This is a genomic window from Sphingobium sp. MK2 (assembly GCF_040170545.1).
In the GTDB taxonomy this organism is placed as follows: Bacteria; Pseudomonadota; Alphaproteobacteria; order Sphingomonadales; family Sphingomonadaceae; genus Sphingobium.
This window is the reverse complement of record NZ_JAZDXA010000040.1, coordinates 1-25395: the sequence shown is the minus strand read 5'-3', so window position 1 is coordinate 25395 and position 25395 is coordinate 1. Positions and strand designations below refer to the sequence as shown.

Genomic DNA, 25395 nt, shown 5'->3' with positions numbered 1-25395 from the left:
GGGCCGCGCAAGCGCCGATCACAGCACCGCTGCGATCAGCCCCCGTGCGCGTGCTTCATTGGCTTCGAGATACCAGTTTTCAGGCGCTTTTTCGAGCAGCTCCTCCATCGTGATATCCGATCCCAGGATCAGATTGTGGAAGCCTTCATTCTGAATTGCGATCGACGACTGGATTTCGTTGAGCGTCCCCTTCAGCGTCGCGATGCAGGTCGATAGCGGACCGGCGAGCTGGATCGTTTTGGTGATCAGCCGCTCGTGGATCATGAGGCGTGTGCCGCGTGTGACATAGCGGTTTTCGGTCGCGAAGAAGCTCATGAACGTCGCGCCCGCCGAATAGACCGCCGTGCGGCCCAGAAATACCAGACGCCGTTCGGGATAAAGGTCGGAATGGAAGCGGATATCTTCGCCCATCAGACGCGCGATTTCGGGGTCGCCGCCCAGGGTGGAGATTTCGACCACCACCAGCCCCTGTTGCGGCGCGGTGGACAGACAATTTTTGAAATGAAGATACATGCCGTGATCGACCACGCCCGAAAGCATGATCGCGGGATATTCGAAATCCTTGGGGCCGAGCATCGGCGCGGTCATCTGCATCATATTCGCCTTGAAATGGAATGGGTTTGGGCAGCATTACGCATGGCACGCGGAAAAGCTGCCTTAGGCGCCTATTCTTTTGACTAGCGCGCCGCGCGACAGGCTGTAAAGAACAGATCATGACCAAAAGGCAGCGGGCATGATCGCGAAACTCAAGGGGTTGCTGGACAGCACGGGCATCGACCATGCCATCATCGATGTGGGCGGCGTCGGCTATCTGGTCGGCGCATCGTCGCGCACGCTGGCGGCCTTGGGTCCGGTGGGGGAAGCCGTAACGATCCACACCGAAATGCTTGTAGCGGCGGACTCGATTCGCCTCGTCGGCTTTGCGCGCGCGGAGGAACGTGACTGGTATCGCTTGCTGACCCATGTGCAGGGCGTCGGATCGCGCGTGGCGCTGGCGATATTGTCGGCCCTCGAACCGCTGGAACTGCACCGGGCGGTCGCCATGGGCGACAAGGCGATGATCGCCCGCGCTAATGGCGTCGGTCCCAAGCTGGCCCAGCGCATCGTCAATGAATTGAAGGACAAAATCGGCGCGGCCCCGGTCGGCAGTCCAATCGGCGCGGGCGGCGTGGCCGTGCTACCGACCGGCAGTTTTGCCGCTGATGCGCTGTCGGCGCTGCAGAATCTGGGGTTCAAGCCCTATGAAGCCAGCACCGCCGTCGCGTCCGCCGAAGCTGAACTGGGCGAGGACGCCAGCCTGGACGCGCTGGTGCGGCTGGCGCTGCGGAAGGCGGCGAAGTGATGCTTTCTTTCGTTCGTCATGACGATGGGGATAATGTTCGTCCATGACTGACGACCGCCTCCTAACCCCCGCCCGCCGCGTCGAGGATGTCGATGCAGCGCTGCGTCCCAAGTCGCTCGACGAATTTATCGGACAGGAAGCGGCGCGCGGGAATTTGCGCGTGTTTATCGAGGCCGCGAAGGCTCGCGGCGAGGCGCTGGATCATGTGCTGTTTTTCGGGCCGCCCGGCCTTGGCAAGACGACGCTCGCGCAGATCGTCGCCAAGGAAATGGGCGTCGGCTTTCGCGCTACGTCCGGCCCGGTCATCGCCAAGTCGGGCGATCTGGCGGCTTTGCTCACCAATCTGGATGAAGGCGACGTGTTGTTCGTCGATGAAATCCATCGGCTCAATCCGGCGGTCGAGGAAGTGCTTTATCCCGCAATGGAGGATCGCGCGCTCGACCTGATGATCGGGGAGGGGCCGTCGGCGCGATCGGTGCGCATCGACCTGCCGCCCTTTACGCTGGTGGGAGCCACGACGCGGCAAGGCTTGCTGACGACGCCGCTGCGCGACCGGTTCGGCATTCCGGTGCGGCTGCAATTCTACACGGTGGACGAGCTGGAACTGGTGGTGCGGCGCGCGGCGCGGTTGCTCGACCTTGCCATTACGCCGGACGGCGCGATGGAGATTGCGCGGCGATCGCGGGGGACGCCGCGCATTGCCGGGCGGCTGCTGCGCCGAGTGCGCGATTTCGCCAATGTCGCGGGCGTCGCGGCCGTCGATGCGAAGGTGGCCGATGCCTCGCTGCGGCGGCTGGAGGTCGATGAACTGGGCCTCGACCTGATGGACCGGCGCTATCTGATGATGATCGCCGACATTTATCGGGGTGGGCCGGTTGGCGTTGAAACGCTGGCGGCGGGCCTTTCCGAGGCGCGCGATACGATCGAGGAAGTGATCGAGCCTTACCTCATCCAGCTTGGCCTCATCGCCCGCACGGCGCGCGGCCGGTGCCTAAACGGGCCGGGGTGGAAGCATCTGGGCCTTAATCCGCCGCAGGATGTGCAGAACGGGCTTTTCGACTGAGGAAACCTACAAAGCCCATGGCCGTTACGGCAAGGCGGAGCTATAGCCTGACGATGAGCAGGCGTGCAGCAGACGCGCCGGAACCGCAGGAGCAGAGCCTTGAGGGCCATCGAAAAATTCCCCAATCTGGTCACCATGTTCTTCGCCCGTGCGGGAGAAAGGGGCGACGCACCGTTTTTGTGGCGCAAGAAAGAGGGCGCATGGCAGTCGCTAAGCTGGAACGCGGTGGCACAGCAGGTCGCCTCCCTCTCTGCCGCGCTCAAGGCGCAAGGGTTGAAGCCGGGCGACCCGGTGATGCTGGTCAGCGAAAATCGCCCCGAATTCTGCATCGCCGACCTGGCCATCATGGCGGCGGGGTGCATCACCGTGCCGACCTACACCACCAATACGACGCGCGATCATCAGCATATATTGACCGATAGTGGCGCGCGTGCGGTCATCGTCTCGACCGCCAAGCTGGCGCAGGTGCTGATGCCCGCCGTCGTCCGGTCGCAGGCCGACTTCATCATCGGCATGGAACCGTTGCGCGGAACGCAGGGCCAGATCGCCTGCCATATCTGGGATGAGCTGATCGCCGCCCACCCTGCCGATATCGCCACCTGCGCCGCCGCCCAGACCGCGACACGCCAGGACCAGGCCTGCATCATTTATACGAGCGGAACCGGCGGGGCGCCGCGCGGGGTGATGCAGCATCATGGCGCGATCCTGCTCAATGCCGAGGGGGCAGGCGCGGTCGTGGCGGAAGATTTCGGTTGGGGGGACGAGGTCTTCCTGTCCTTCCTGCCCCTCTCCCATGCCTATGAACATAGTGGCGGGCAATTTCTGCCGATGCTGCTGGGCGGGCAGATCTATTATTCGGAAGGGCTGGAAAAGCTCGCCAGCAATATCGAGGAAACGCGGCCGACCATCATGGTGGTCGTGCCCCGCCTGTTCGAAGTGCTGCGGGCGCGGATCATGAAGTCGATCGAGAAGCAGGGCAAATTCCCCAATTATCTGATGGCCCAGGCGTTGCGCATTGCGGCGAAGGAGCAGCATGGGCGCAAATCCCTGCTCGACCGGCCGATGAAGGCGCTGCTTGCCCGCACGCTGATCCCCAAGATCCGTGCCCGGTTCGGCGGCCGGTTGAAGGCGCTGGTGTCGGGCGGCGCCCCGCTCAATCCCGATGTCGGCCTGTTCTTCGACGCGATGGGCCTGACGCTGCTTCAGGGCTATGGCCAGACCGAAGCGGGGCCGGTGGTGAGCTGCAACCGTCCGCGCGCGGGCATCGCCATGGATACGGTCGGCCCGCCGCTGGATGGCGTGGAAGTGCGGATCGCCGAGGATGGCGAAATTCTGGTCCGGGGCGAACTGGTCATGCACGGTTATTGGCGCAATCCGACGGAAACCGCGAAGGTGCTGAAGGATGGTTGGCTCCACACCGGCGACATCGGCGAATTCGATGCCAAGGGGCGCATCCGCATCACCGACCGCAAGAAAGACCTGATCGTCAACGACAAGGGCGACAATGTCGCGCCGCAGAAGGTCGAGGGGATGTTGACGCTGCAGGCCGAGATCGGGCAGGCGATGGTCCATGGCGACCGGCGGCCCTATCTGGTCGGGCTGATCGTGCCGGATGCCGAATGGACGCTGGAATGGGCGCAGGCCAAGGGGCTGACGCTGGCGGAGGCGCGCGCCGATCCGGCCTATATGGCGGCGTTGCGCGCGGCGGTGGACCGGGTGAATAGCGACCTGTCGGTGACCGAGCGGGTTCGGCGCTTCATCCTGGCCGACGGACCGTTCACGATCGAGAATGAGGAAATGACCCCGTCGATCAAGATCCGCCGCCATGTTATCCGCAAACGCTATGCGGATCGGCTCGACGCGCTTTATAAAGGCTGAGCTGGCTCGCCGGAGGGCTGCTTCGGCCGGTCGGCATCGGCAACGCCGAAGGTCGCCCATTCCGCCGGCCCACTGGGGGAGTCGGGCAGCATCCTGGCGGTTTCGACCGTCATCCTGGTTTCGCTGTGCCGCCGGTGGATATAGGCCTTGGCAATCATATTGGCCGAAATCGGCGCAGTGATGAACAAAAACAGCGTGATCAGCAGTTCATGCGCCGACCAGCTTAGGCCATGCGTCGGGAAATAGAGCATCGAGGCCATCAGGCATCCGCCCACGCCCAGCGTGGTTGCCTTGGTCGGGCCATGCAGGCGGCTCATCAGTGATGGCAGGCGCGCCAGCCCCCAGCTTCCGATCAGCGCGAAGGCACCGCCAAGCAGAATGAGGAACGCGATGAGGATGTCGATCATGGCAGTCATTCCGGCTGGTCCATCCTATTCCACAATATCGCCGCGCAGCAGGAATTTGGTATAGGCTACGGTCCCCACGAACCCGACCATCGCCAGCAACAGCGCCGCCTCGAAATAGGTGCCGCTTTCTTCCAATATGCCAAACAGGATGATGAGCGCGATGGCATTGATGACCATCGTGTCGAGCGCCAGGATGCGGTCCGGTGCGGTTGGCCCCCGCAGCAGGCGATAGAGGTTGAGGAGCATGGCGAGCGCCACACAGCCCAGCGCGATCGACAGAGCGGTCTCTATCATCGGAAAATCTCCAGCAGGCGGCGCTCATAGCGGCTCTTGATACGCGCGATATCACTGGCTGCATCGCCTGTATCGAGGGCATGGACCAGCAGATAGCGGCCATCGGTGGAAATGTCGGTGGAGACGGTGCCGGGGGTCAGGCTGACGGTGCCCGCCAGCAAGGTAATCGCTTCGGCCGATCGCAGGTCGAGCGGAACGCTGAGCCAGCAGGACCGAAAGTCGCGATTGCGGCGGAACAGGATTAGCCGAGCCACCTCGAAATTGGCGACGACAATATCCCAGACAACGACCAGTACATAGCCGAGCAAAGGCAGCCCAAGGCGCATCTGCGGACGATCCGGCCAGAAGGGCGCAGTGTAGAGCGGCACCATGATGGCGAAGAAAAGGCCCAGCAGGAAGCCGCCCATGCTGAGGCTGTTGAGCACCAGCATCCACATGGTGACCAGCAGAAGGGTAAGGCCGGGATGCGGCAGCAGGCTCTTCATCGGACGGCTCCCGGCGCATCCGGCCCTAGGACGGCGCGGACATAAGCGGACATATCGAAAATCTGGCGGCTGGTCGCATCGGCATAGGCGGTGGCCGGTCCGGCAGCCACGGTCAGAAGGCCCAGCATAGCCAGCAGGAAAAAGGCTGGCATCGCTTCTATCGCCCGGAAAGCGGTGCGGTTCTTGGACGTCGGGGGGCACTGGCCCTGTTTCCAGAACACCGTGGTCCCGGCCCGCGCCAGTCCGACAACCGCCAGCAGGCTGGTTACGAGCACCAAGGCCCAGATGGCAATGCCAGAGGATGACGCAAGCGAGGCCTGAAGAATCAGCAATTTGCCGATGAAGCCCGAAAGCGGGGGCAACCCGGCCAGTGCCACCGCCGCCGCCAGGAACAGCAGCGCCAGTCGGCCCTGTCCGGCAAAGGCCGATGCCGGCACGATCGAATCACCCTCGGCCGGGCGCCAGCGAATGACGAGGTCGACGGTCAGGAACAGAAGGGCAGCGGACAGGGTGGTATGCGGCAGATAGTAGAGAGCGGCGCTCATCGCAGACTGATCGAACTGGGCAATGGCAACGAGTAGGGTGGCCGTCGAACCAATCAGGCCGAATGCCGCCATTTCGCGCAGGCCGCGCGCTGCGAGCAGCCCTACAAATCCGAGCAACATTGCGACCAGCGCTGCTGGCAGTAGCACCTGACCGACCCAGTCGCCAAAGATTAGCGGCACGGTGCGGATGATCGCATAGGCACCCACTTTGGTCATGATCGCAAACAGCGCCGCCACGGCAGGAGCCGTCGATCCATAGGTGCGCGGCAGCCACAGATGCAGGGGCGCAAGCGCGGCCTTGAGCGCGAAAACCGTGACCAGCAGCAACCCGCCCGCGCGCAGCAGGCCGACATCTCCGGGCGGCAAAGACGCGACCCGAACGGCCATATCGGCCATGTTGAGCGTGCCGGTGACACCATAGAGCAGGCCGAGCGCGATCAGGAACAGGGTAGAACCGATGAGGTTGACGATCACATATTGTACGCCCGCCGTCAGCCTTTGCGCGCCCTGCCCATGCAGCATTAGGCCATAGGAGGCGATCAGCAGCACTTCGAAGAAGACGAACAGGTTGAACAGATCACCAGTCAGGAATGCGCCATTGATGCCGAGCAGTTGAAACTGGAACAGGGGATGGAAATGCCAGCCCTTGCGATCAAGCCCGGTCAAGGTGGCGTGGGCCGCGACCGCCAGACCAAGCACGGCGGTCAGCAACAGCAGCATCGCCGCCAGCCGGTCCAGCACCAGTACAATGCCAAAGGGCGCTGGCCAGTCGCCCAGTGCATAGGCGGTCGGGCCTTGCCCCTGCGCCTGACCCATCAGGATGATCGCCAGCAGAACAAGCCCGGCGGCTGAACCGACAGAGAGGGCCGCGCCGATCCAGCGACGGCGTCGGCGGAACAGCAAGGTGGCGGTCCCGGCAAAGGCCGGAAGCATCAACGGGGCTGCGATCAATGCGTCGATCATGGTGCCGCCTCCGGATCGGGATGGGGCGGATCGGCCTCGATTATGCCATCGACCTGATCCGTGCCGGTTTCCAGAAAGCTGCGGAGTGACAGCACGACGGCAAGCGCGGTCATGGCAAAGGAGATGACGATGGCCGTCAGCACCAATGCCTGGGGCAGGGGGTCGGCATAGTCGGTCACGCCCTTTTCATACAGCGGCGGGTGGTTCACGGTCAGGCGGCCGATGGCGAAAAGGAAGAGGTTGATGGCATAGGACAGCATCGCAAGACCAAGCACGACTGGAAAGGTACGGCCCCGCAACGCCAGATAAATGCCGGCAGCCGTCAGCGCGGCGATGGCCGATGCGACCAGAAATTCGATGCTCATGACCGCGGCCCCCGCAACTTGGCCGGGTCGATATCCATTGGGCCATCATCCTCGACCAGCGCCTTTTCCGCCCGCTGCGAGATATGGCTGAGTTCGGCAAGGGCCAGCATGACCGCCCCGATCACCGTCATGGCGACACCAATGTCGAACAGCATCGCCGTCGCCAGTTCGAACGTCCCGACGATGGGCAGCGTGACATAGCCGAAGGCACTGGTGAACAGGGGCGCACCGAAGAACAGTGAACCAAGTCCGGTGAGCGCGGCAATGGTGACGCCCAGGCCGATCAGCATATGTTCGTCGATCCGCCGACGCTGATCGGCCCATTCAAAGCCCGACGCCATATATTGCATCAACATCGCGATGGAGACGACCAGCCCGGCGATGAAGCCGCCGCCTGGCAGATTATGCCCGCGCAGGAAGATGAAAAGGCCGATCATCGTCGCCAATGGCAAAAGAAGACGTGCGGCTACGGCGAACATCATGGGATGGCGTTCGGGTGAACGGGGCAGATCGGCCACCCATTGCCGCAGGCGCTGGCCAGACGGCCCGCGCGCCGCCGGTTGCAGCAAGGCAAAGATGGTGAGCGCGGCGATGCCCAGCACCGTGATCTCCCCGAACGTATCAAAGGCGCGGAAATCGACCAGCGTGACATTGACCACATTGGTCCCGCCACCGCCCGAATAGCTGTTTGCCCAATGATAGGCGGAGATCGGGTCATTGGGTTCGCGCGTCATCACCGCCCAGGCGGCAAGGCCGGCGGCCGTGCCCCCGGCCAGACCGATAAGACCGTCGCGCAGCCGAAGTGCATTGCTGGAAAGGCGAACCGGCTGCTTGGGCATCAGGTTGAGCGCCAGAAGCAGCAGCAGGATCGTCACCACCTCCACCGAAATCTGTGTCAGGGCGAGGTCGGGGGCCGACAGATAGACGAAGGCGAGCGAGACGACGAGGCCGACGACGCTGATATAGATCAGTGTCAGATAGCGTTGACGCTGCGCCTTCACGACCGCTGCCACTGCCGCGAGCAATAGACCCCATGCAATGATCGCAACTGGCGGTGCAGGGATGGTGGGACGGGTGCCGGGGCTGTAGCCGCCGGTCCACACGCCCAGCCCACCGACGAGGATGGCGACAAGGAACAGCAGGCCAAGCTGCCGCTGGAGCGATCCATTGTGAATGGCCTGCGTCATGTCCTTCGCGCGATCGACCAGCCAGTCCAGCGTCCGATCGAACATCCGCTTGGCATCGGGCAGCGGCAGGGCGTCCCAGGCGCGCAATAATATGCCATGCCGCCACAGCATCAGCGTTCCGATCATCACCGCCACAATGCTCATCACCAGCGCCGGAGTGACGCCGTGCCAGAGGGCGGGCTTGAATGGCGGCGCGGTGCCGCCTGTCACGACGGCTGCGGCGGACGTAATGAGGCCGGCCGTCAATGTCTGCGGAAACAGGCCGATCACTATCGCCAGCGCCACCAGCAGGGCGGAAGGTGCCCATAGCCCGAATGGCGGATCATGCGGCTGGGCAGGGTAGGAAGCGGGGCGAGGCCCGAAATAAAGATGCACGATATAGCGCAGGGAATAGGCTACCGACAGCATCGCCGCGATCACGGCGGCAAGCGGCACGATCCAGAATTGGCCAGCCCAGAGCGTGTGCCCCGCCTCCTCCAGCATCATCTCCTTTGACAGGAAACCGGCGAGTGGCGGCAGGCCCGCCATGGAGGCGGACGCGACGAGCCCAAGTGTCGCGGTGATCGGCATCAGCGTCGCCAGCCCGCCCAGCAGGCGAATGTCGCGCGTGCCGGTTTCATGATCGACAATCCCGGCGTTCATGAACAGGGCGGCCTTGAACAGGGCATGGTTGAGCAGATGGAAGACGCCGACCATTGCAGCGACGGGCGTGCCAAAGCCAAACAACATCGTCAGCAGGCCAAGATGGCTGATGGTGGAGTAAGCGAGGATCGCCTTGAGATCATGGCGGAACAGGGCAACGGCCGCACCGAGGATCATCGTGATCAGCCCCGTCGTCGTCACCAGATAGAACCACAGGTCCGTGCCCGACAGCACTGGCCAGAAGCGCGCGAGCAGGAACACCCCGGCCTTCACCATGGTCGCGCTGTGCAGATAGGCGCTGACCGGCGTGGGCGCGGCCATGGCGTGGGGCAACCAGAAGTGAAACGGGAATTGCGCCGACTTGGTGAAGCAGCCGAGCAGGATCAGGATCAGCGCCACGGGATAGAGCGTCGACGCCCGGATGATGTCGCCGCTCGCCAATATGTCGGACAGCTCGAACGATCCCGCGATCGTGCCGAGCAGCATCAGCCCGCCGATCAGCGCCAGCCCGCCGCCGCCCGTCACCGTCAGCGCCATGCGCGCGCCCTGCCGCCCCTCCGCCTTGTCGCTACGGAAACCGATCAGCAGGAAGGAGGACAGGCTGGTCAGTTCCCAGAAGATAAGCAGCAGCAAGATGTTGCCCGACAGGGCGATGCCCAGCATGGCCCCCTGGAACAGCAATAGCATCGCCAGGAACCGACCCATGGCGTCGCCCGCTGCCAGATAGAAGCGGGCATAGAGAATGATGAGAAGCCCGATGCCGAGGATCAGGCCGGCAAAAAGAAATCCCAGCGCATCGAGGCGCAGGCTGATCTCCAGCCCCAATATCGGCACCCAGTCCATGTGCCATTCCACCACGCCGCCGCGCAATATGAACGGGGCGACCCTCGCCAGCAGGACAAGCCCGGCCATGGCGGGGAGCAAGGCGATCGCAGCCAGACCATTTCGGCTCGCCCTGCCCATGATCGACAGCAACAAGGTGCCGACGAATGGCAGGAGGCAAAGCGGGACCAAAAACAAACTCTTCTCCGGGTCGATACCCTCAGGACACGAGGATGGCAGGCCTATCAGTGGATGATGACCGTCTTTCCCATTCCCACGCGAGGACGCAACCCTAAACCGACACAATCCGCGCAGATCTAACGATCATACGGTGCCGGGTTGCCTTTACAGAGCGTGTATCAAGCAAGCGATACAACCACGGGACAATCCCGTGGCGATCACGGACGCTAGGCCTGTTTTTAGCTGCCGTTCGGGCCAGGACCGCCGGCCCCGCCTGTACCACCCATGCCACCGGCGCCGACCGCGCCGATATTGCCGAAAATCTCGTCAAACAGGCTGCGGTTGCGGCCAAGCGTCGGGGTCTTGTCCCCTGATGGCGAAATATTGGCCACCTGCTCCAGTCCGATGCGATCAACCGCCGCGACATTGCCAGCGGGGTCGAAGCGAACGCGCAGCACGGTCTGATCGACGGGCTTGGGATTGGAGAAGGCCAGTGCGCGCATGCTGCGCGAAATATAATACCATTCCTGCTCGCCGAACTGCGACGTGAAGGTCGGCCGCCCCAATGTGCCTTCGACCGAAGCGCGATTGTCGATGCCTGGCTGGACTGAATCGACCAGCAGCTTGTCGACCTGATAGCCCTGATGGGTGCGAACGCGGGTGCAACCCGATGCGCCCAGCACGAGCGCGCCAAGGCCTATGGCGAGCAGGATGCGCCCCTGTGCGGAATGACGGCTGAACGGACGCATCGACTTCTCCTGCGGGGGCGGACCCGCGAACCCAAGAAACATGACGCCGCCATTGCATTGGGCGACGCAGCGATCAATATGGAAATGCGCCGCCCCCGGCAAGGGGCGCGAAATATGGGGCAACGCGCGCCGCCCGCCCATCCACCATGAAAAGACGTTGCCGCATGTCCACCGCCTCCCCTTCTTTCCTGCAACGACTGTTCGGGCGCACCGACCCCAAGGATAGTCTGATGCCGCTCTATCATGCGATCGTCGCGGAAGGGCGCCAGCCGCACTGGTATCTGGACGGGGCCGTGCCCGACACGCTGGATGGCCGGTTCGACATGATCGTCGCGATTTTGAGCCAGGTGCTGGTCCGGCTGCAGGAACAGGACGCCACGCAAGAAAGCGTCTGGCTGACCGAAGTGTTCGTCGACGATATGGATGGGCAGTTGCGCCAGGAAGGCATTGGCGATGTCGTTGTCGGCAAGCATGTCGGACGGATGATGAGCGCGCTGGGCGGGCGGATCAGCGCCTATCGCACGGCGCTGGCGGGCGAAGCGGATTTGCGCGAGGCGCTGGTGCGCAACCTGTATCGCGGTGTGGCCGTGTCGGACGCGGCGCTCACCCATGTCGAAGGCGCGCTGCGGGCGCGCTGGACGCGGCTGGGCAGCCTGTCGCGCGATGCTTTGCTGGCAGGAGGTATCGGATGACCCCTGTCCCCACGCCTGAATTTTCGCGCCCGATCAAGGTCGATCAGATTGGTCGGCTCGCGGGCAGCCTGCATATCGCGGCCAAGGCCGACGAGCGCATGGCCTTAATGCGCCGTTTCGGCCTGCTCGCACTCGACCGGCTGGAAGCCGATTACGGACTTGGCGAAGACAATGGCGCGATCGTCGCGCGCGGGCGGATTCGCGCCACGCTGTCGCAACCCTGCGTCGCGACCGGCCTGCCCGTGCCGGAACAGATCGACAGCGATTTCCTGCTGCGATTCATCGTCGAAGGGACCGATGTGGTCGATAGCGACGAACTGGAACTGGATGTCGAGGATTGCGACACGATCGGCTATGACGGCCAGGTCATCGACATGGGCGAGGCCGTCGCCGAAACCATGGCATTGGTCATGGCCCCCTACCCCCGCTCGCCCGATGCCGACGCCTATCTCAAGGAGGTCGGCGTGTTGAACGAGGATCAGACCGGGCCTTTCGCGGCCCTGCTGGCGCTCAAGAACCAGACATAGATGCGGCGCAATTTCGTTTCTCTTTTGTTCTGATTATGCCATAGAATTAGGCCATGGACCCCGTGCCGCCACCGCTGCGCAAGATCATCCATATCGACATGGATGCTTTCTATGCGTCGGTGGAACAGCGCGATGACCCTGCGCTCCGCGGCCAGCCGATCGCCGTGGGCGGCGGCGGTCCGCGTGGCGTGGTGGCGACGGCCAGCTATGAAGCACGCACTTTCGGGGTCAAATCGGCCATGCCCGGCGCACGGGCACGGCGGCTTTGTCCAGGTCTGATCTTCGTTACGCCACGGTTCGATGCCTATCGGGCGGCATCCACCCATATTCGCGAGATTTTCAGTCGCTATACCGAGATCGTCCAGCCGCTCTCGCTTGATGAAGCCTATCTGGACGTGACGGTGAACAAGCCGGGCATCGCGTCGGCAACGCAGGTGGCCGAAGAGATACGGCATCTGATTCGCGCGGAAACGGGCCTTACGGCCTCGGCCGGCGTGTCCTACAATAAGCTGATCGCCAAGCTGGCATCGGATCAGAACAAACCCGATGGCGTCTGCGTGGTGCGACCCAGCGAAGGCCCGGCCTTCATCGCGGCGATGCCGGTACGGCGCCTCCACGGCATAGGGCCAGTGACAGCGCGGCGGATGCATGAGTTGGGGATCGAGACGGGGGCGGACCTGCGCGCGCGCGACCTGCGCTTTCTCCAGGCGCATTTCGGCAGTGCGGCAGACTATTATTATCGCGCGGCGCGGGGCGAGGATGACCGGCCGGTGCGCGACCGCGAAGGGCGCAAGTCCGTCAGCGTGGAGGACACATTTTTCGACGACCTGACCGATCAGGCCGCGCTGGTGACGGAGATAGACCGGATCGCCGCAAGTCTGTGGACCCGGATCGAAAAGGCGCAGGCCTGGGGCCGGACGGTGGTGCTCAAGGTGAAGTTCGCCGATTTCCGCATCATCACCCGTTCACGCAGCTTCACCGCGCCGGTGCGATCACCAGACCTGCTGGCGCAGACTGCGCGGGAATTGCTGCTGGCGCAATTGCCCCTGCGCATGGGCGCCCGATTATTGGGGCTTGGCGTGCATAATCTGGAAGCGGAGGAAGCGGCCGAACAGGGCGAACAACTCGCCCTGTCGCTATAAGACCGGGTTAGAAGGGCAACCAGTTCCGCTTTTCGCTGAACTTCATATAGCCCGCATTGACGCCCAAGCGATAGCCGACGCCCAGCCGGATCGGGATCAGCACGACATTGCCCCAGCGCAGGTAGCTGGCGGTGAAGCCCCCTACCAGGTAGGCGGTGCCCTCCGCCGCAGGAAAGCGATGATAGAGATCCTGCGTGTCGTAGAGATTATAGACCAGGACGAACGTATTGGCGGCATTGCCGCCCACGTCGAAACCGATGGACGGGCCGGTCCAATAGACCTCGCGCTTGCCTTCGACCTTATGGTTCAACGTGCCGGAACCGTAGCGCAGGCCAACAACGAAGGCGCCCGATGCCTCCCGCCCGGCGATATAGGCGTTGGGACGCCCCTGATCCTTCAGCACTTTTTCGATCAGGCCCGCCAGCCCTTCGGCCCCCTTGCCAAATACGCCCTCGGCCGCCCCGATGAGGTCATCTTCCTGATAGGATATGGACGAATCAGGGGCTGCAGGAGGCGAATTGGCGGTTACCGGCGCGCCGGTTGCGGTCGCAGGCGCTTCAATCGCGGGCGGGCCATCATAAATGCTGGAATCGACGCCGGGGGCCGTTGGCGCACTATTGGCTGGAGGCGGCGGCGCGAGGTCGGCATCAATGGCGGTATTGGGGTCGATCGTGCGAACCTGCGCCTGTGCCGTCACTGGTGCCAGCGCCAGTCCCGTCAGCGCAATGGCCCAACTCGCCGTCCGCGCAACATGGGCGGTCATATGCCCCATTTTGCTATTCATGCCCATTGCTCCCCGAAAAACTGCGCTCAACCTTTTTTCCGGTTATCGGCTTTCAAGCTGAAAGGCCAATGAACGAAAGTCAATCCGAGTCGATTCTGCGCCGGAACGAATGAACATGGCGGCTCAGCCTGCAAAATAGCTGTGATAGACCCGTTGCCATGCAGGAAGGCCATCGCTATAGCCCCTCCCCAGCCATTGTCCGCCTACCCGGCAGACAATTCGTGCGGAGACGTGGGTGAGTGGCTGAAACCAGCGGTTTGCTAAACCGTCGAGCCCTGAATGGGGCTCCCCGGGTTCGAATCCCGGCGTCTCCGCCAATATTCTTTCGACATGATGTTGTCTGAGTCGGCTGACGACTATTCCCTTGGAATAGTCGCGCGTTGCCCTACCGCTCGCGTGTGGCGCTGAAGGTGACTTTGGGGTGGCGTTCCTGCTGATAGCCAATGTCCCAGGCGCTTTTGGCCATGAAGACGAGATTGTCGTCGCGGTCCTTGGCCATGTTGGCACTGTTGTAGGAGACCATCTCCTTGATCGCCGCGTCGTCGCCGCCGATCCAGCGAGCGGTGTCGAAGGGCGAGGGCTCCAGCACGGCGGCGACCTTATATTCGGCATCGAGGCGGGAAATCAGCACTTCGAGCTGGAGCTGGCCGACGACGCCGACGATCCACTGGCTGCCGATTTCTGGATAGAAGACCTGGATCACCCCCTCTTCGGACAGGTCGTCCAGCGCCTTGCGCAATTGCTTGGTCTTGGTCGGGTCTTTCAATTGTACGCGGCGCAATATTTCGGGCGCGAAATTGGGCAGGCCGGTGAAGCGCAGGCCCGGCTTCTCTGACAGCGTATCGCCGACGCGCAGCGCGCCATGATTGGGGATGCCGATGATGTCGCCGGGGAAAGCCTCATCCGCCAGTTCGCGATCCTGCGCGAAGAAGAGGATGGGCGAATGGACGGCGAGCGGCTTGCCGGAGCCTGACGGCGTCAGCTTCATGCCGCGCCGGAACTTGCCCGACACGAGCCGCATGAAGGCGATGCGGTCGCGATGCTGCGGGTCCATATTGGCCTGCACCTTGAAGATGAAGCCGGTGACTTCGCTGGCGTCGGGGTCGACCGCGGCAGGTTCGGCCGGTTGCGCGCGCGGCGGCGGCGCATGGGCGGCGAGCGCGTCGATCAATTCGGTAACGCCGAACAATTTGAGCGCCGATCCGAAATAGACCGGGGTCAGGTCGCCCTGCCGATAGCGGTCGAGATCGAAGCTGGCATAGCCGCCCTGCGACAGCTCCGCTTCCTCGCGCAGCCGTTCGAGCGCGCGGGGGGAGAGGAATTCGGCGAGTTTGGGGTCGTCCAGGCCGGTGAATTGATGGCGGGTGCCGTCAAATTCCTTGGACGGGCCGGTCGGCTGCATCAGGCGGTTGGTGGCGAAGTCGTATATTCCTTCGAACTCGCCGCCCATGCCGACGGGCCAACTCATCGGGCAGACGTCGAGCTGCAATTGGTCGGCAACCTCGTCGAGCAGGCCGAAGGTTTCGCGCCCTTCCCGGTCCACTTTGTTGACGAAGGTGATGATGGGCAGGTTGCGCAGGCGGCACACCTCGAACAATTTGCGGGTCTGCGGCTCGATGCCCTTGGCCGCGTCGATCACCATGACGGCGCTGTCGACGGCGGTCAGGGTGCGATAGGTATCTTCGGAGAAATCCTCATGCCCCGGCGTGTCGAGCAGGTTGAAGGTGATGGTTTCGCCATCGCGCGTCCGCTCGAACGTCATGACCGAGGAGGTGACGGAAATGCCGCGCTGCTGCTCGATCTTCATCCAGTCCGACCGGGCGCGGCGGTTCGCCCCGCGCGCCTTGACCTCGCCCGCCAGATGGATCGCGCCGCCCTCCAGCAGCAGCTTTTCCGTCAGCGTGGTCTTGCCGGCGTCAGGGTGGGAAATGATCGCGAAGGTGCGGCGGGATGGGATGGTCATGTCTTGCGGCTCTTGAAAACATCCGTTCGCCCTGAGCTTGTCGAAGGGCTGCACTTCTCCTTGCGAAGAAAAGACAGGGCTTCGACAGGCTCAGCCCGAACGGAATTCTTTGAAGGCCGCCCGTTACACGTCCACAAGGCTGACGTCCATGCGGAAGCTGCGGGCGTCGCCGGGGGGGAGCGCCATGATGCCTTGCTTGTCCCAGACGTCGCCTTCGAACCCGACCAGGTCCGCCATCCCGGCCCAGGGTTCGACGCACAGATAATGGGCACCGGGCTTTTGCCACAGGCCAAGCCAGGGCGTGTCGGGAAAGTCGATCCGCAGCCGGGGTTGGCCGGGCACGCCCCACAGGAGCGATCGGCTGGCGAGATCATCCCAGATCAGCGCGTCACCCGCGAACATATCATGGGCGGGGGCGAGGCTGTCGCCCTCGACCGGGGAGGGCGCGTGTTCGTGGGCGATGAGGCCGGGTTCGTCGCCGACCTTGCGGATCGACGCGGGTTCGGGATGTTCAAAGACGATGCGATGCTCCTCGACGCTGCCGCCATAAGGGAGCGGCCAGGCAAAGGCGGGGTGATAGCCAAAGGCGAAGGGCATGACCGTGTCGCCCCGATTGGCGACGGTGGCGGTCATGTGCAGCGTCGCGTCGGTCAGCGCGAACGCCATGTCGAGGCGGAAGTCGAAGGGATAGATGGCGCGGCTGGCGTCGTCCGCCTCCAGCCGGAACAGTGCGCTGTCGTCGCTCTGGTCCACGACCGCGAAGGCGCTGCGGCGGGCAAAGCCATGTTGCGGCATGGGATTGGCCTGCCCATCGAGCCGATAGACATCGCCGCGCGAACGGCCGACGAAGGGGAAGAGCAGCGGCGCATGGCCGGTCCACCAGCGCGGGTCGGCATCAGTCATCAGGTCGCGGCCTTGCGCGTCCCGAAGCGACCAGAGTTCGGCCCCGAGCGGGTTGATGGTGGCGGACAGGATAGGCGAGGCGATGGAGATGAAGGCGTCGGACAAGGGCGGCTCCTGGACTGTCCCGCCCCCCATAGCGTCGCGGCATGGGCCTGTCTGCCCCGGCAATCGTTTCGTCTGGGAACTGAAACCCCTGGTCGCTGGTTTGGCGATCGGGAGAAATATCATGAAATCATTTATCGCTGCTGCCACCCTGTCCCTGCTGCTGTCGGGGACCGCGCTGGCGCAGGACAAGGACAAGCCAAGGGACGATACGCTGGACCGGGCGGGCGAGATCGCGCGCCAGCCGGTGCGCGACATCGGTCTGGAAAAAGAGGATATTCCGACAGTCCTGCTCAAGGCGGTGGACAATCCCTATGCGGCTCCGCCGTCGCGCACCTGCACCGGACTCAATCGCAGTCTTGGCGAACTCAACGCGGTGCTGGGCGATGATTTCGTCGTCGGCAAGGAGGCGAATGAGAATCGGACGGGCAAGATCGCATCGGCCGTTGGCAAGACCGTGGTCAATTCGCTGATCCCGTTCCGCGGGCTGGTGCGTGAGATCAGCGGCGCGGCGCCGGCCGAGCGGCGCTTGCAGGCGGCGGTGACGGCGGGAATCGCACGGCGCGGCTATCTGCGCGGGCTGGCGGCGGCCAAGGGCTGCAAGATCGCCCCGATCGCGCCGCCAGTGGTGGCAAAGCCGAAGAAAGACGACGATAAGAAATAAGCATGGTTTCGTCATTGCGAGCGTAGCGAAGCAATCCATCATAGTGCCGATGGATTGCTTCGCTACGCTCGCAATGACGATGCGACTTTAGGTCAGTCGGCGCTAACTCCGCTCTGCCTCGTTTCTCGACTGCGCTCGAAACGAACGGGGTGGTGTGACTTACCCCCGCAGGACGCCGCCCAGCTTCTGGGCGGCTTTCACGATCGCAGCGCTGATCGCGTCGAGATCGTCCTGGGTGAAGCTCTTGTCGCCGGGCTGGAGCGTGACTTCGATGGCCAGGCTCTTATGGCCCTCCTCGACGCCCGGTCCGGTAAAGACGTCGAACAGGCGCGCGTCGACGATCGCCTTTTTGTCCGCGCCCTTGACCGCGCGGACCAGCGCGTCGGCTTCCTGCTGCTCCGGCACGACGAAGGCGAAGTCGCGCTTCACCGCCTGGAGCGCGGGCGGCGCGTAGGGCGCGCGCATGAACCCCGATTTGCGCTTGCCCGGAATGGCATCGAGGAAGATTTCGCCCGCAACTACCGTGCCGCTGAGACCAAATTGCTTGGCGAGGGCTGGGTGCAGCACGCCATATTCGGCGAGAACCACCTTGGGGCCAAGGCGCAGCGTGCCTGACTGGCCGGGATGATAGGCGCCCGAAGCCTCCCCGAAATTCTGCAGATTGGCGACCGGCGCGCCCGCCGCCGCGAGCAGGGCGACGACTTCGCCCTTCGCGTCGTAGGCGGAGAAAGCCTGCGCCTTGCCGGCCTGCCAGCCGCGCGGGGACTGATCGCCGGCCAACACGAAGCCCACGGTCGCGCGCTCGCCCTGCTTGAAATAGCGTCGGCCAAGCTCGAACAAGCGCACCGAAGACGCACCGCGATCCATGTTCCGGCGGGTTGCCGAGAGCAGGCCGGGCAGCAGCGAGGGGCGCATGACTTTCAGATCTTCGGAGATCGGGTTGGCCAGCACCCAGTCGCCGCCGCCGACCGATGCGGCTTCCTTTTCGGAGAGGAAGGACCAGTTGATCGCTTCGGACAGGCCGCGCGCAGCCGCCGTGCGGCGCACGCGGCGTTCGACCAGTTGTTCGGGTGTGGCGGTGGGGCGGGCGACGCCCGGCGCACGCGGCAGCGGGGTGGAGGGGACATGGTCCAGCCCCACGATGCGCACCACTTCCTCGACCAGATCGGGCCAGCCATCGACGTCGCGCCGCCAACTCGGCACGGTGACGGCCCAATGGCCGGGCAGGCTGACGGGCATACCGTCCTGATAGTCGAAGCTCGCCGCTTCGCCGGTGACGGTGAAGCCCAGATTGGTCAGGATGCGCTTCTGTTCGTCGGCGGGGACATCGACACCGGCCAGCGCCAGGCACTGGTCGGGATCATAGTCGATGATCTTGGGGGTGAGCGGCGGGCTGCCCCTGCGAGTTGGTTCGCTGGCGGTGCCGCCGCACAGATGGATGACCAGGCTGGTGGCGATCGACAGGCCATCGTCGAGGAAGGCGGGATCAACCCCGCGCTCAAACCGCCCGCGCGCGTCGGAGGTGAGGGTCAGTTTCTGCCCCGTCATCGCGATCCGTTCGGGCGTGAAATAGGCGCATTCGATCAGCACATCGGTGGTGCTGTCCTGCGCGCCCGAATGTTCGCCGCCCATGATACCGCCAATGTCGTGGACTTGACCGTCAAAGAAAATCGGCTCGTCGCCGTCCATGCCACCGATGTTGCGGGTCTCTCCGGTATCGGCGATGACGGTCATCGTATCGTCAATGGTATAGGTCTTGCCGTTGAGCGCCAATACATGTTCGCCGGGCTTGCCCTTGCGTACCACCAACCCGCCGTTCAGGCGCGCCACGTCATAGACGTGGAGCGGTCGGCCAAGGTCGATCATGATATAGTTGGTGATGTCGACCAAAGTGCTGATCGGCTTCTGCCCGATGGCCTTCAGCCGCTTGGCTATCCAGTCAGGCGACTGACCGTTGGTCACCCCGCGCACGGTGCGCGCGAAGAGAGCTGGACAGCCATCGGTATCTTCAATTTTTACTTCCGGGCCGGGGCCGACGCCGGCGATCGGCGGCACGATCAGCGCGTTGAGCGTGCCGAGGCCAGCGGCGGCAAGGTCGCGGGCGATGCCGCGCACGCCCATGCAATCCTGGCGATTGGGAGTGATCGACACGTCGATGACAGGGTCGTTGAGGCCCGCCCAGTCGGCATAGGCCTGACCCACCGGTGCGTCGCCGGGCAGTTCGATGATGCCGTCATGATCGTCGCCCAGTTCCAGCTCGCGCGAGGAACACATCATGCCGTTGGAATCGACGCCGCGAATCGCGGTCTTTTTCAGCACCATGCCATTGGATGGCACGACCGCGCCCTCCGCCCCGAACACGCCGACCAGCCCCGCGCGCGCATTGGGCGCGCCGCACACGACCTGCAGCGGGGTGCCGTCGCCCTGATCGACCGTCAGCACCTGCAGCTTGTCGGCCTGCGGATGGGGATCGGCGGTCAGCACGCGCGCGATCTTGAACGCGGCGAGCTTTTCGGCGGGGTTGTCGACGCCGTCCACCTCCAGGCCAATGGCGTTGAGCTTCTTGAGGATCGTCGCCAGGTCGGCATCGGTGGCGAGATGCGTCTTGAGCCAGCTGAGCGTGAACTTCATGCGCCGACTCCTCCGCTGAGCGTGGGCACGTCCAGCGCGGAGAAGCCATAATGTTTGAGCCAGCGCAGATCGCCGTCGAAGAAGGCACGCAAGTCGTTCATCCCATATTTGAGCATCGCCAGCCGGTCGACCCCGGTGCCAAAGGCAAAGCCCTGCCACTCGTCGGGGTCGAGGCCGCAGCTTTCGATCACGCGGCGATTGACCATGCCGCTACCCAGCACTTCGAGCCAGCCGCCATCGGGCGCATCGCCGTCGCCGCCGATGACGCGCTGCCCGTTGGTGAGCGTATAGCCGACATCGACCTCGACCGAGGGTTCGGTGAAGGGGAAATAGCTGGGGCGCAGGCGCAGGACTATGTCTTCGCGTTCGAAGAAGGCCTTGAGGAAGGTTTCCAGCGTCCATTTGAGATGGCGGAGCGTGATGCCCTTGTCGATCACTAGCCCTTCGATCTGGTGAAACATCGGCGTGTGGGTGGCGTCGCTATCGCTGCGATAGACGCGGCCGGGCGCGATGATGCGGATCGGCGGGGGCGTCGTCATCATCGTGCGGATCTGGACCGGCGAGGTGTGGGTGCGCAGCAGCATCCGCTTCTGCCCCTCCTCATCGGGGAAATAGAAAGTGTCGTGCATCGCCCGCGCGGGATGGGTTTCGGGAATGTTGAGCGCAGTGAAATTATGCCAGTCGTCCTCAATCTCCGGCCCGGTGGCGACCGAGAAGCCTAAGTCCGCGAAGATTTCGGCCAGTTCGTCCATGACTTGGCTGACCGGGTGGACGCTGCCCTGCGGGGCCGGATCGGCGGGCAGGGTCATGTCGATCTTTTCCGACGCCAGGCGCGCGTCGAGCGCGGCGCTTTCGAGCGCTGCCTTGCGCGCGGCGATGGCGGCGGTGACGGATTCGCGCAGATCCTGAATCGGCGGGCCTTGTTCCAGCCGCTCCTGTGGCGACATCGGCCCCAGCGTCTTGAGCAGGCCGGTGATGACCCCATTCTTGCCCAACGCCCCCACCCGCAACGCCTCCACCGCGTCCGGCGTGTCGGCGGCGTCGATGTCGGCGATCAGCCCGGCTTTCAATGCGCTAATGTCTGTCATCTACTGTCTTTCCTGCGCGCGGCTCTTCAATCTCGGCGTCATCCTGACGAAAGTCAGGATCCATTAGCTCCGCCTAGGAATGGAAAACAGGCCTTGCGTCAATGGATGCTGAAACAAGTTCAGCATGACGGGGTGGTTTTTCAACGGTTGCGGCTACGCCCGTGCCCCCAACAACGCACCGCCGAAGCCGATGAACATGACGCCGGTCGCGCGGTTGAAGAGGCGCTGGCGGTTGGCGGGCGCGAGCCAGCGGGCTAGGCGCAGGCCGCCGAGCGCATAGACGCTGTACCAGAAGCTTTCGATCACCACGAAGGTCAGCACCAGGATGGCGAGCTGGACGCCGAAGGGGCGGTCGGTGTCGATGAACTGGGGGAAGAGCGCGGCGGCGAAGATGATGAGCTTGGGATTGGAGAGGCCGGTCAAAAGGCCGGTGGCGAAGAGGGCGTGATGCGAACGGGCGGGTGCGGCGACGGCGGCTGCGCCGACCGGCGCGCGCCAGGCCTTGATCCCCAGCCAGACGAGATAGGCGACGCCGGCATAGCGCAACACATCGAACAGGCGGGGCGAGGTCTTGAGCAGCGCGCCAAGGCCCAGCGCCGAGGCCGCGAGGCACAGCAGTACCGCGCTCATCAGCCCCGCCATCGTCGCCATCGCCTTGCGCGGGCCGTGCTGAATGCTCTGCGTCATCACATGCAGCATGTTCGGCCCCGGCGTGGCGGAGATGAGGAAGACGGCGGTGACATAGAGCCACCAGAGATGCAGCGACATGGGGTGGTCCTTGGGATGTCCGGCCAGCTTCCCAATCCGTTCGGGCTGAGCGAAGTCGAAGCCCCCGCCTGAGCGAAGCGAAGGCACCTCACTCCGTTCGGTGATGCCCTTCGACTTCGCTCAGGGCGAACGGGGAGGTGGAAGTTGCAACAAACAAAAAGGGCGCCGGAAGCATCTGCCCCGGCGCCCTTTTGACGATCTTGCGACCGATCGACCTTAGGCTGCGGGCAGGGCAGCCTTGGCCTGGGCGATGATGGCGCTGAACGCCTCGCCTTCGTGCATCGCGATGTCGGCCAGAACCTTGCGGTCCAGCTGCACACCGGCGAGCTTCAAGCCATGCATGAACTGCGAATAGGTCAGGCCTTCAGCGCGGACACCCGCGTTGATGCGCTGAATCCACAGGCCACGGAAGCTGCGCTTCTTGACCTTGCGATCGCGGTAAGCGTACTGGCCAGCCTTTTCGACGGCCTGACGGGCGATACGGATGGTATTCTTGCGACGGCCATAATAGCCCTTCGCCTGTACCAGAAGCCGCTTATGCTTGGCGCGGGTGGTTACACCCCGTTTTACGCGTGCCATATGTCCCTAATCCTTACTTGAGGCCGTAGGGCGCCCAGAGGCGGACGTGAGCCACGTCGGCATCGGACAGCACGGAAGTACCACGGTTCTGGCGAATATATTTGGCGTTGTGGCTGATCAGACGGTGACGCTTGCCAGCGACGCCGTGCTTGACCTTGCCGGAAGCGGTGAACTTGAAGCGCTTCTTCACACCGCTCTTGGTCTTGAGCTTGGGCATTTTCGTCTCCTTTGCGTAGCGCGACGATTACAGACAGCCCCGGCAGCCCTAGTTAGCCGGGCGGTCCCACTGAATATCGCGAAGGGCGCGCCATAAGGGGCAGCCGGGGAAAAGGCAAGCGATTCGCGTTTTGGGGGGCGCGGGAGCCATTTGACGGGCTGGGGCGTTGAGCGCGCGATGGTCGATGGTGAGTCCGAAATAGCTAAGCGGCCGGCGGCCGTGCGTCATCATGCGACGCGCGCGCGCGAGCGGTGGCGCAGATTGCCGCTGCCGGTGAAGATCCTACTTGGCATCCTGGGCTTCCTCTTTGCGATCTGGCTGATCCTGTTCATCACCAAGGGGCGATTCCTCAAACGGCCGTTCGAGCAAATCGTCAGCAGCCAATTGGAGCGCGACGTGCGCGTGGGGGGCGATTTCCAGCTCTATTTCGCGCCCTTCTCCATCAAGCTGCTCGCCGAAAAGGCGCGCATCGCCAACCTGCCCTGGGCGAGCCAGCCCGACCTGTTCCGCGCCGACCTGATCGATGCGCGGATCACGCCGTTCAGCCTGATCTTCGGCGACCGGGCGCGTCTGTCGTGGCTGGAACTGCGCAACGGCGCGGTCGACCTGGAATGGTCGCGCGACCACAAGCAGAATACATGGACGCTGGGCGACCCGAACTCGGATGGCGAGCCGATGACATGGCCGCTGATCCGACAGGCGCGGCTGGCCGGTACGACGTTGCGCTATCGCGATCCACGCCTGCAGTTGAATGCCGATATCGGGTTTGAGACGGTCAGGGCGCAGGATACCCGCTTTGCCAGCGACGTGCGGCTGTCGGGCACGGGCAGCATGCGCGGCAAGCCGTTCGACCTCAAGGGCAGCCTTTTGTCCCCCAATGCCACGGTGTCGGGCGGCAAGAACAGCCTGATGCTGCGCGCCAAGGCCGGCGCGACGGTGGTGGATGTCACCGGCACGCTGCGCGGCGCGACCGAATTGGAAGGCAGCGACCTGCAACTGGTGACGCGCGGGCCGAACCTCAGCTTACTTTTCGATTTCCTGGGTGCCGCGATCCCCGATACGCGCCGTTATCGCTTTACCTCGGCGCTGACCAAGGTCGGCGACGAATGGCGCTTCACCCGGTTGAAGGGGCGGTTCGGCGATAGCGACCTGACCGGGCGCTTCACTGCATCGCTGCCCAATGATCGGCTGCTGCTGACGGCGGACCTGGCGACCCAGACGCTCGACATCATCGATGTCGCGCCCTTCTTCGGCTATGACCCGGCCAAGATCGAGCAGCAGGGCGCGGCGGGCGCGATCGAGACGGTGCAGGGCACGCCCCGCGTCCTGCCCGATACGCCGTTGCGGGTCGAAGCGATCCGCAATTTCGATGCGAAGGTCGCATATAAGGTCAAGCGGGTGCGGGCGGACTATGTCCCCATTTCCGATATCGACCTGTCGCTGAAGCTGGATCGCAGCGTGTTGACGCTGTCGCCGCTGACCTTCGCCATGTCGGGTGGACAGGTCGCGTCGGATATCGAGATCAATGCGCGCGGCGCGCCAGTGCGGACGACTTACGATATTCGGTTGGCCCCGACGCCGATGGGCACGCTGCTGGCGCGCTGGGGCGTGGAGCAATCGGGCACCACCGGCACGATCAAGGGCCGGATACAGATGACCGGCCTTGGCGATACGCTGCATGATTCGCTCGCGACATCGAACGGACGGATCGCGGTGATATTGCCAGCTGGCACGATGTGGGCGCGCAATGTGCAATTGTCGGAACTCGACATCGGCACTTTTGCGACCAAGATGTTCGCGGGAAAGCTCAAGGAGCCGGTCCAGATTAATTGCGGCCTGATCGCCTTCACCGTGCGCAATGGCGTGGCGGCGGCGGACCCGATCCTCATCGACACCAAAAAGAATGTGATGATCGGGCGGGGTGGCTTTTCGTTCCGCAACGAGCGGCTGGACATCGCCTTCCGCGCGGACAGTAAGAAGATTAGCCTGTTTTCCGGCCAGTCGCCGATCGGCATCAACGGCTATTTCGCCAAGCCCGGCATGGCAGTCGTCAGCCCCGAACTGATGGCGCGCGGCGGGGCGGCGTTGGGATTGGCCGTGGTCGGCACGCCGCTGGCGGCGGTGCTGGCCTTTGCCGATGTGGGCGATGCCAAGGGCGCGGCCTGTGGCCCGATCCTGTCCGGCGCCAATGCGGTGGCGCAGCGCACCAAGCGCGGCAATCCCCGCGACGATGTCGGCCAGGGCACGACCGCGAAGGACGAAAAGGGCAAGGGCAGCAAGAGCGAGCAGCAGAGCCAGAAGAAGAAGTTTCTGGGGATTTTCTAAGCGGGCGAGAGCGGGATAACTTGACATCGAATCGTCATTGCGAGCGCAGCGAAGCAATCCATTGTGGTGCCGATGGATTGCTTCGCTG

Annotated in this window: 24 protein-coding genes and 1 tRNA gene; 9 read left to right on the top strand and 16 right to left on the bottom strand. The window is 63.8% G+C overall.

Annotated elements, in window-relative coordinates:
• Nucleotides 1-18: 18 nt before the first annotated feature.
• A complete protein-coding gene (locus V2I08_RS16190) occupies nucleotides 19-594 on the bottom strand; it encodes a hypothetical protein (RefSeq protein ID WP_037478187.1) in 576 nt (191 codons plus the stop codon).
• A gap of 139 nt (nucleotides 595-733) precedes the next feature.
• Here V2I08_RS16190 and ruvA point away from each other — a divergent pair, with 139 nt between their 5' ends.
• The 3 genes from ruvA to V2I08_RS16175 all read left to right on the top strand — a co-directional run bounded on the left by ruvA (nucleotide 734) and on the right by V2I08_RS16175 (nucleotide 4283).
• Nucleotides 734-1342, top strand: coding sequence for a Holliday junction branch migration protein RuvA (gene ruvA, locus V2I08_RS16185; protein ID WP_349636001.1), 609 nt, complete (start codon nucleotides 734-736; stop codon nucleotides 1340-1342).
• A 43-nt stretch (nucleotides 1343-1385) separates the two neighbouring features.
• On the top strand, nucleotides 1386-2405 hold the full coding sequence (gene ruvB, locus V2I08_RS16180) for a Holliday junction branch migration DNA helicase RuvB (RefSeq protein WP_043153586.1): 1020 nt from the start codon (nucleotides 1386-1388) through the stop codon (nucleotides 2403-2405).
• A gap of 135 nt (nucleotides 2406-2540) precedes the next feature.
• A complete protein-coding gene (locus tag V2I08_RS16175) occupies nucleotides 2541-4283 on the top strand; it encodes an AMP-dependent synthetase/ligase (protein ID WP_349636025.1) in 1743 nt (580 codons plus the stop codon).
• Here V2I08_RS16175 and V2I08_RS16170 read toward each other — a convergent pair.
• From V2I08_RS16170 to V2I08_RS16140, 7 genes are all read right to left on the bottom strand, one after another.
• Nucleotides 4271-4690, bottom strand: coding sequence for a Na+/H+ antiporter subunit G (locus tag V2I08_RS16170; RefSeq protein WP_349636000.1), 420 nt, complete (start codon nucleotides 4688-4690; stop codon nucleotides 4271-4273). The genes V2I08_RS16175 and V2I08_RS16170 overlap by 13 nt on opposite strands.
• Nucleotides 4691-4714: 24 nt before the next feature.
• The gene (locus tag V2I08_RS16165) at nucleotides 4715-4984 is read right to left on the bottom strand and encodes a K+/H+ antiporter subunit F (RefSeq protein WP_310225725.1); all 270 of its coding nucleotides are present in this window, start codon (nucleotides 4982-4984) and stop codon (nucleotides 4715-4717) included.
• Nucleotides 4981-5469, bottom strand: coding sequence for a Na+/H+ antiporter subunit E (locus tag V2I08_RS16160; protein ID WP_349635999.1), 489 nt, complete (start codon nucleotides 5467-5469; stop codon nucleotides 4981-4983). Before V2I08_RS16160 ends, V2I08_RS16165 begins: the two co-directional genes overlap by 4 nt.
• Nucleotides 5466-6977 (bottom strand): monovalent cation/H+ antiporter subunit D, encoded by a 1512-nt coding sequence (locus V2I08_RS16155; RefSeq protein ID WP_349635998.1) that lies wholly within the window; start codon nucleotides 6975-6977, stop codon nucleotides 5466-5468. The genes V2I08_RS16160 and V2I08_RS16155 overlap by 4 nt, the downstream gene beginning before the upstream one ends.
• Entirely contained in the window at nucleotides 6974-7336 is a 363-nt protein-coding gene (locus V2I08_RS16150) for a Na+/H+ antiporter subunit C (RefSeq protein WP_349636024.1), read from the bottom strand. Before V2I08_RS16150 ends, V2I08_RS16155 begins: the two co-directional genes overlap by 4 nt.
• A 2-nt stretch (nucleotides 7337-7338) precedes the next feature.
• On the bottom strand, nucleotides 7339-10185 hold the full coding sequence (locus tag V2I08_RS16145; RefSeq protein WP_349635997.1) for a monovalent cation/H+ antiporter subunit A: 2847 nt from the start codon (nucleotides 10183-10185) through the stop codon (nucleotides 7339-7341).
• 227 nt (nucleotides 10186-10412) lie between these two features.
• On the bottom strand, nucleotides 10413-10964 hold the full coding sequence (locus tag V2I08_RS16140) for an outer membrane protein assembly factor BamE (RefSeq protein WP_405053658.1): 552 nt from the start codon (nucleotides 10962-10964) through the stop codon (nucleotides 10413-10415).
• Between the two features lie 122 nt (nucleotides 10965-11086).
• On the opposite strand from V2I08_RS16140, the gene V2I08_RS16135 reads away from it, so the two are divergent.
• The 3 genes from V2I08_RS16135 to dinB are packed head-to-tail and all read left to right on the top strand — an operon-like array spanning nucleotide 11087 to nucleotide 13283.
• A complete protein-coding gene (locus tag V2I08_RS16135) occupies nucleotides 11087-11614 on the top strand; it encodes a ubiquinol-cytochrome C chaperone family protein (protein ID WP_349635996.1) in 528 nt (175 codons plus the stop codon).
• Nucleotides 11611-12141, top strand: coding sequence for a DUF177 domain-containing protein (locus V2I08_RS16130; RefSeq protein ID WP_349635995.1), 531 nt, complete (start codon nucleotides 11611-11613; stop codon nucleotides 12139-12141). Before V2I08_RS16135 ends, V2I08_RS16130 begins: the two co-directional genes overlap by 4 nt.
• Before the next feature lie 53 nt (nucleotides 12142-12194).
• Nucleotides 12195-13283 (top strand): DNA polymerase IV, encoded by a 1089-nt coding sequence (gene dinB / locus V2I08_RS16125; RefSeq protein WP_349635994.1) that lies wholly within the window; start codon nucleotides 12195-12197, stop codon nucleotides 13281-13283.
• A 7-nt stretch (nucleotides 13284-13290) separates the two neighbouring features.
• Here the strand turns inward: dinB and V2I08_RS16120 are convergent, their stop codons facing one another.
• Nucleotides 13291-14067: a DUF1134 domain-containing protein gene (locus V2I08_RS16120; RefSeq protein ID WP_349635993.1), complete on the bottom strand. Its 777-nt coding sequence runs from the start codon at nucleotides 14065-14067 to the stop codon at nucleotides 13291-13293.
• Nucleotides 14068-14292: 225 nt separating this feature from the next.
• Between V2I08_RS16120 and V2I08_RS16115 the strand changes: the two genes are divergently transcribed.
• A tRNA-Ser gene (locus V2I08_RS16115) sits at nucleotides 14293-14384 on the top strand.
• A gap of 68 nt (nucleotides 14385-14452) precedes the next feature.
• On the opposite strand, the gene V2I08_RS16110 is transcribed toward V2I08_RS16115, so the two are convergent.
• Complete coding sequence (locus V2I08_RS16110) at nucleotides 14453-16030, bottom strand: peptide chain release factor 3 (RefSeq protein WP_349635992.1); 1578 nt, start codon at nucleotides 16028-16030, stop codon at nucleotides 14453-14455.
• 123 nt (nucleotides 16031-16153) lie between these two features.
• A complete protein-coding gene (locus V2I08_RS16105; protein ID WP_349636023.1) occupies nucleotides 16154-17038 on the bottom strand; it encodes an aldose 1-epimerase family protein in 885 nt (294 codons plus the stop codon).
• A gap of 121 nt (nucleotides 17039-17159) precedes the next feature.
• On the opposite strand from V2I08_RS16105, the gene V2I08_RS16100 reads away from it, so the two are divergent.
• Entirely contained in the window at nucleotides 17160-17699 is a 540-nt protein-coding gene (locus tag V2I08_RS16100) for a hypothetical protein (protein ID WP_349635991.1), read from the top strand.
• 159 nt (nucleotides 17700-17858) lie between these two features.
• On the opposite strand, the gene ytpR is transcribed toward V2I08_RS16100, so the two are convergent.
• From ytpR to rpmI, 5 genes are all read right to left on the bottom strand, one after another.
• Nucleotides 17859-20330: a YtpR family tRNA-binding protein gene (gene ytpR / locus V2I08_RS16095; protein WP_349635990.1), complete on the bottom strand. Its 2472-nt coding sequence runs from the start codon at nucleotides 20328-20330 to the stop codon at nucleotides 17859-17861.
• Nucleotides 20327-21418: a phenylalanine--tRNA ligase subunit alpha gene (pheS, locus tag V2I08_RS16090; RefSeq protein ID WP_349635989.1), complete on the bottom strand. Its 1092-nt coding sequence runs from the start codon at nucleotides 21416-21418 to the stop codon at nucleotides 20327-20329. The genes ytpR and pheS overlap by 4 nt, the downstream gene beginning before the upstream one ends.
• Nucleotides 21419-21571: 153 nt before the next feature.
• Nucleotides 21572-22186 (bottom strand): LysE family translocator, encoded by a 615-nt coding sequence (locus V2I08_RS16085; RefSeq protein ID WP_313922790.1) that lies wholly within the window; start codon nucleotides 22184-22186, stop codon nucleotides 21572-21574.
• 216 nt (nucleotides 22187-22402) lie between these two features.
• Complete coding sequence (rplT, locus tag V2I08_RS16080) at nucleotides 22403-22765, bottom strand: 50S ribosomal protein L20 (RefSeq protein ID WP_037474806.1); 363 nt, start codon at nucleotides 22763-22765, stop codon at nucleotides 22403-22405.
• Nucleotides 22766-22778: 13 nt separating this feature from the next.
• Entirely contained in the window at nucleotides 22779-22982 is a 204-nt protein-coding gene (rpmI, locus tag V2I08_RS16075; RefSeq protein WP_004208916.1) for a 50S ribosomal protein L35, read from the bottom strand.
• A gap of 177 nt (nucleotides 22983-23159) precedes the next feature.
• Here rpmI and V2I08_RS16070 point away from each other — a divergent pair, with 177 nt between their 5' ends.
• A complete protein-coding gene (locus V2I08_RS16070) occupies nucleotides 23160-25307 on the top strand; it encodes an AsmA family protein (protein ID WP_349636022.1) in 2148 nt (715 codons plus the stop codon).
• Nucleotides 25308-25395: the final 88 nt, after the last annotated feature.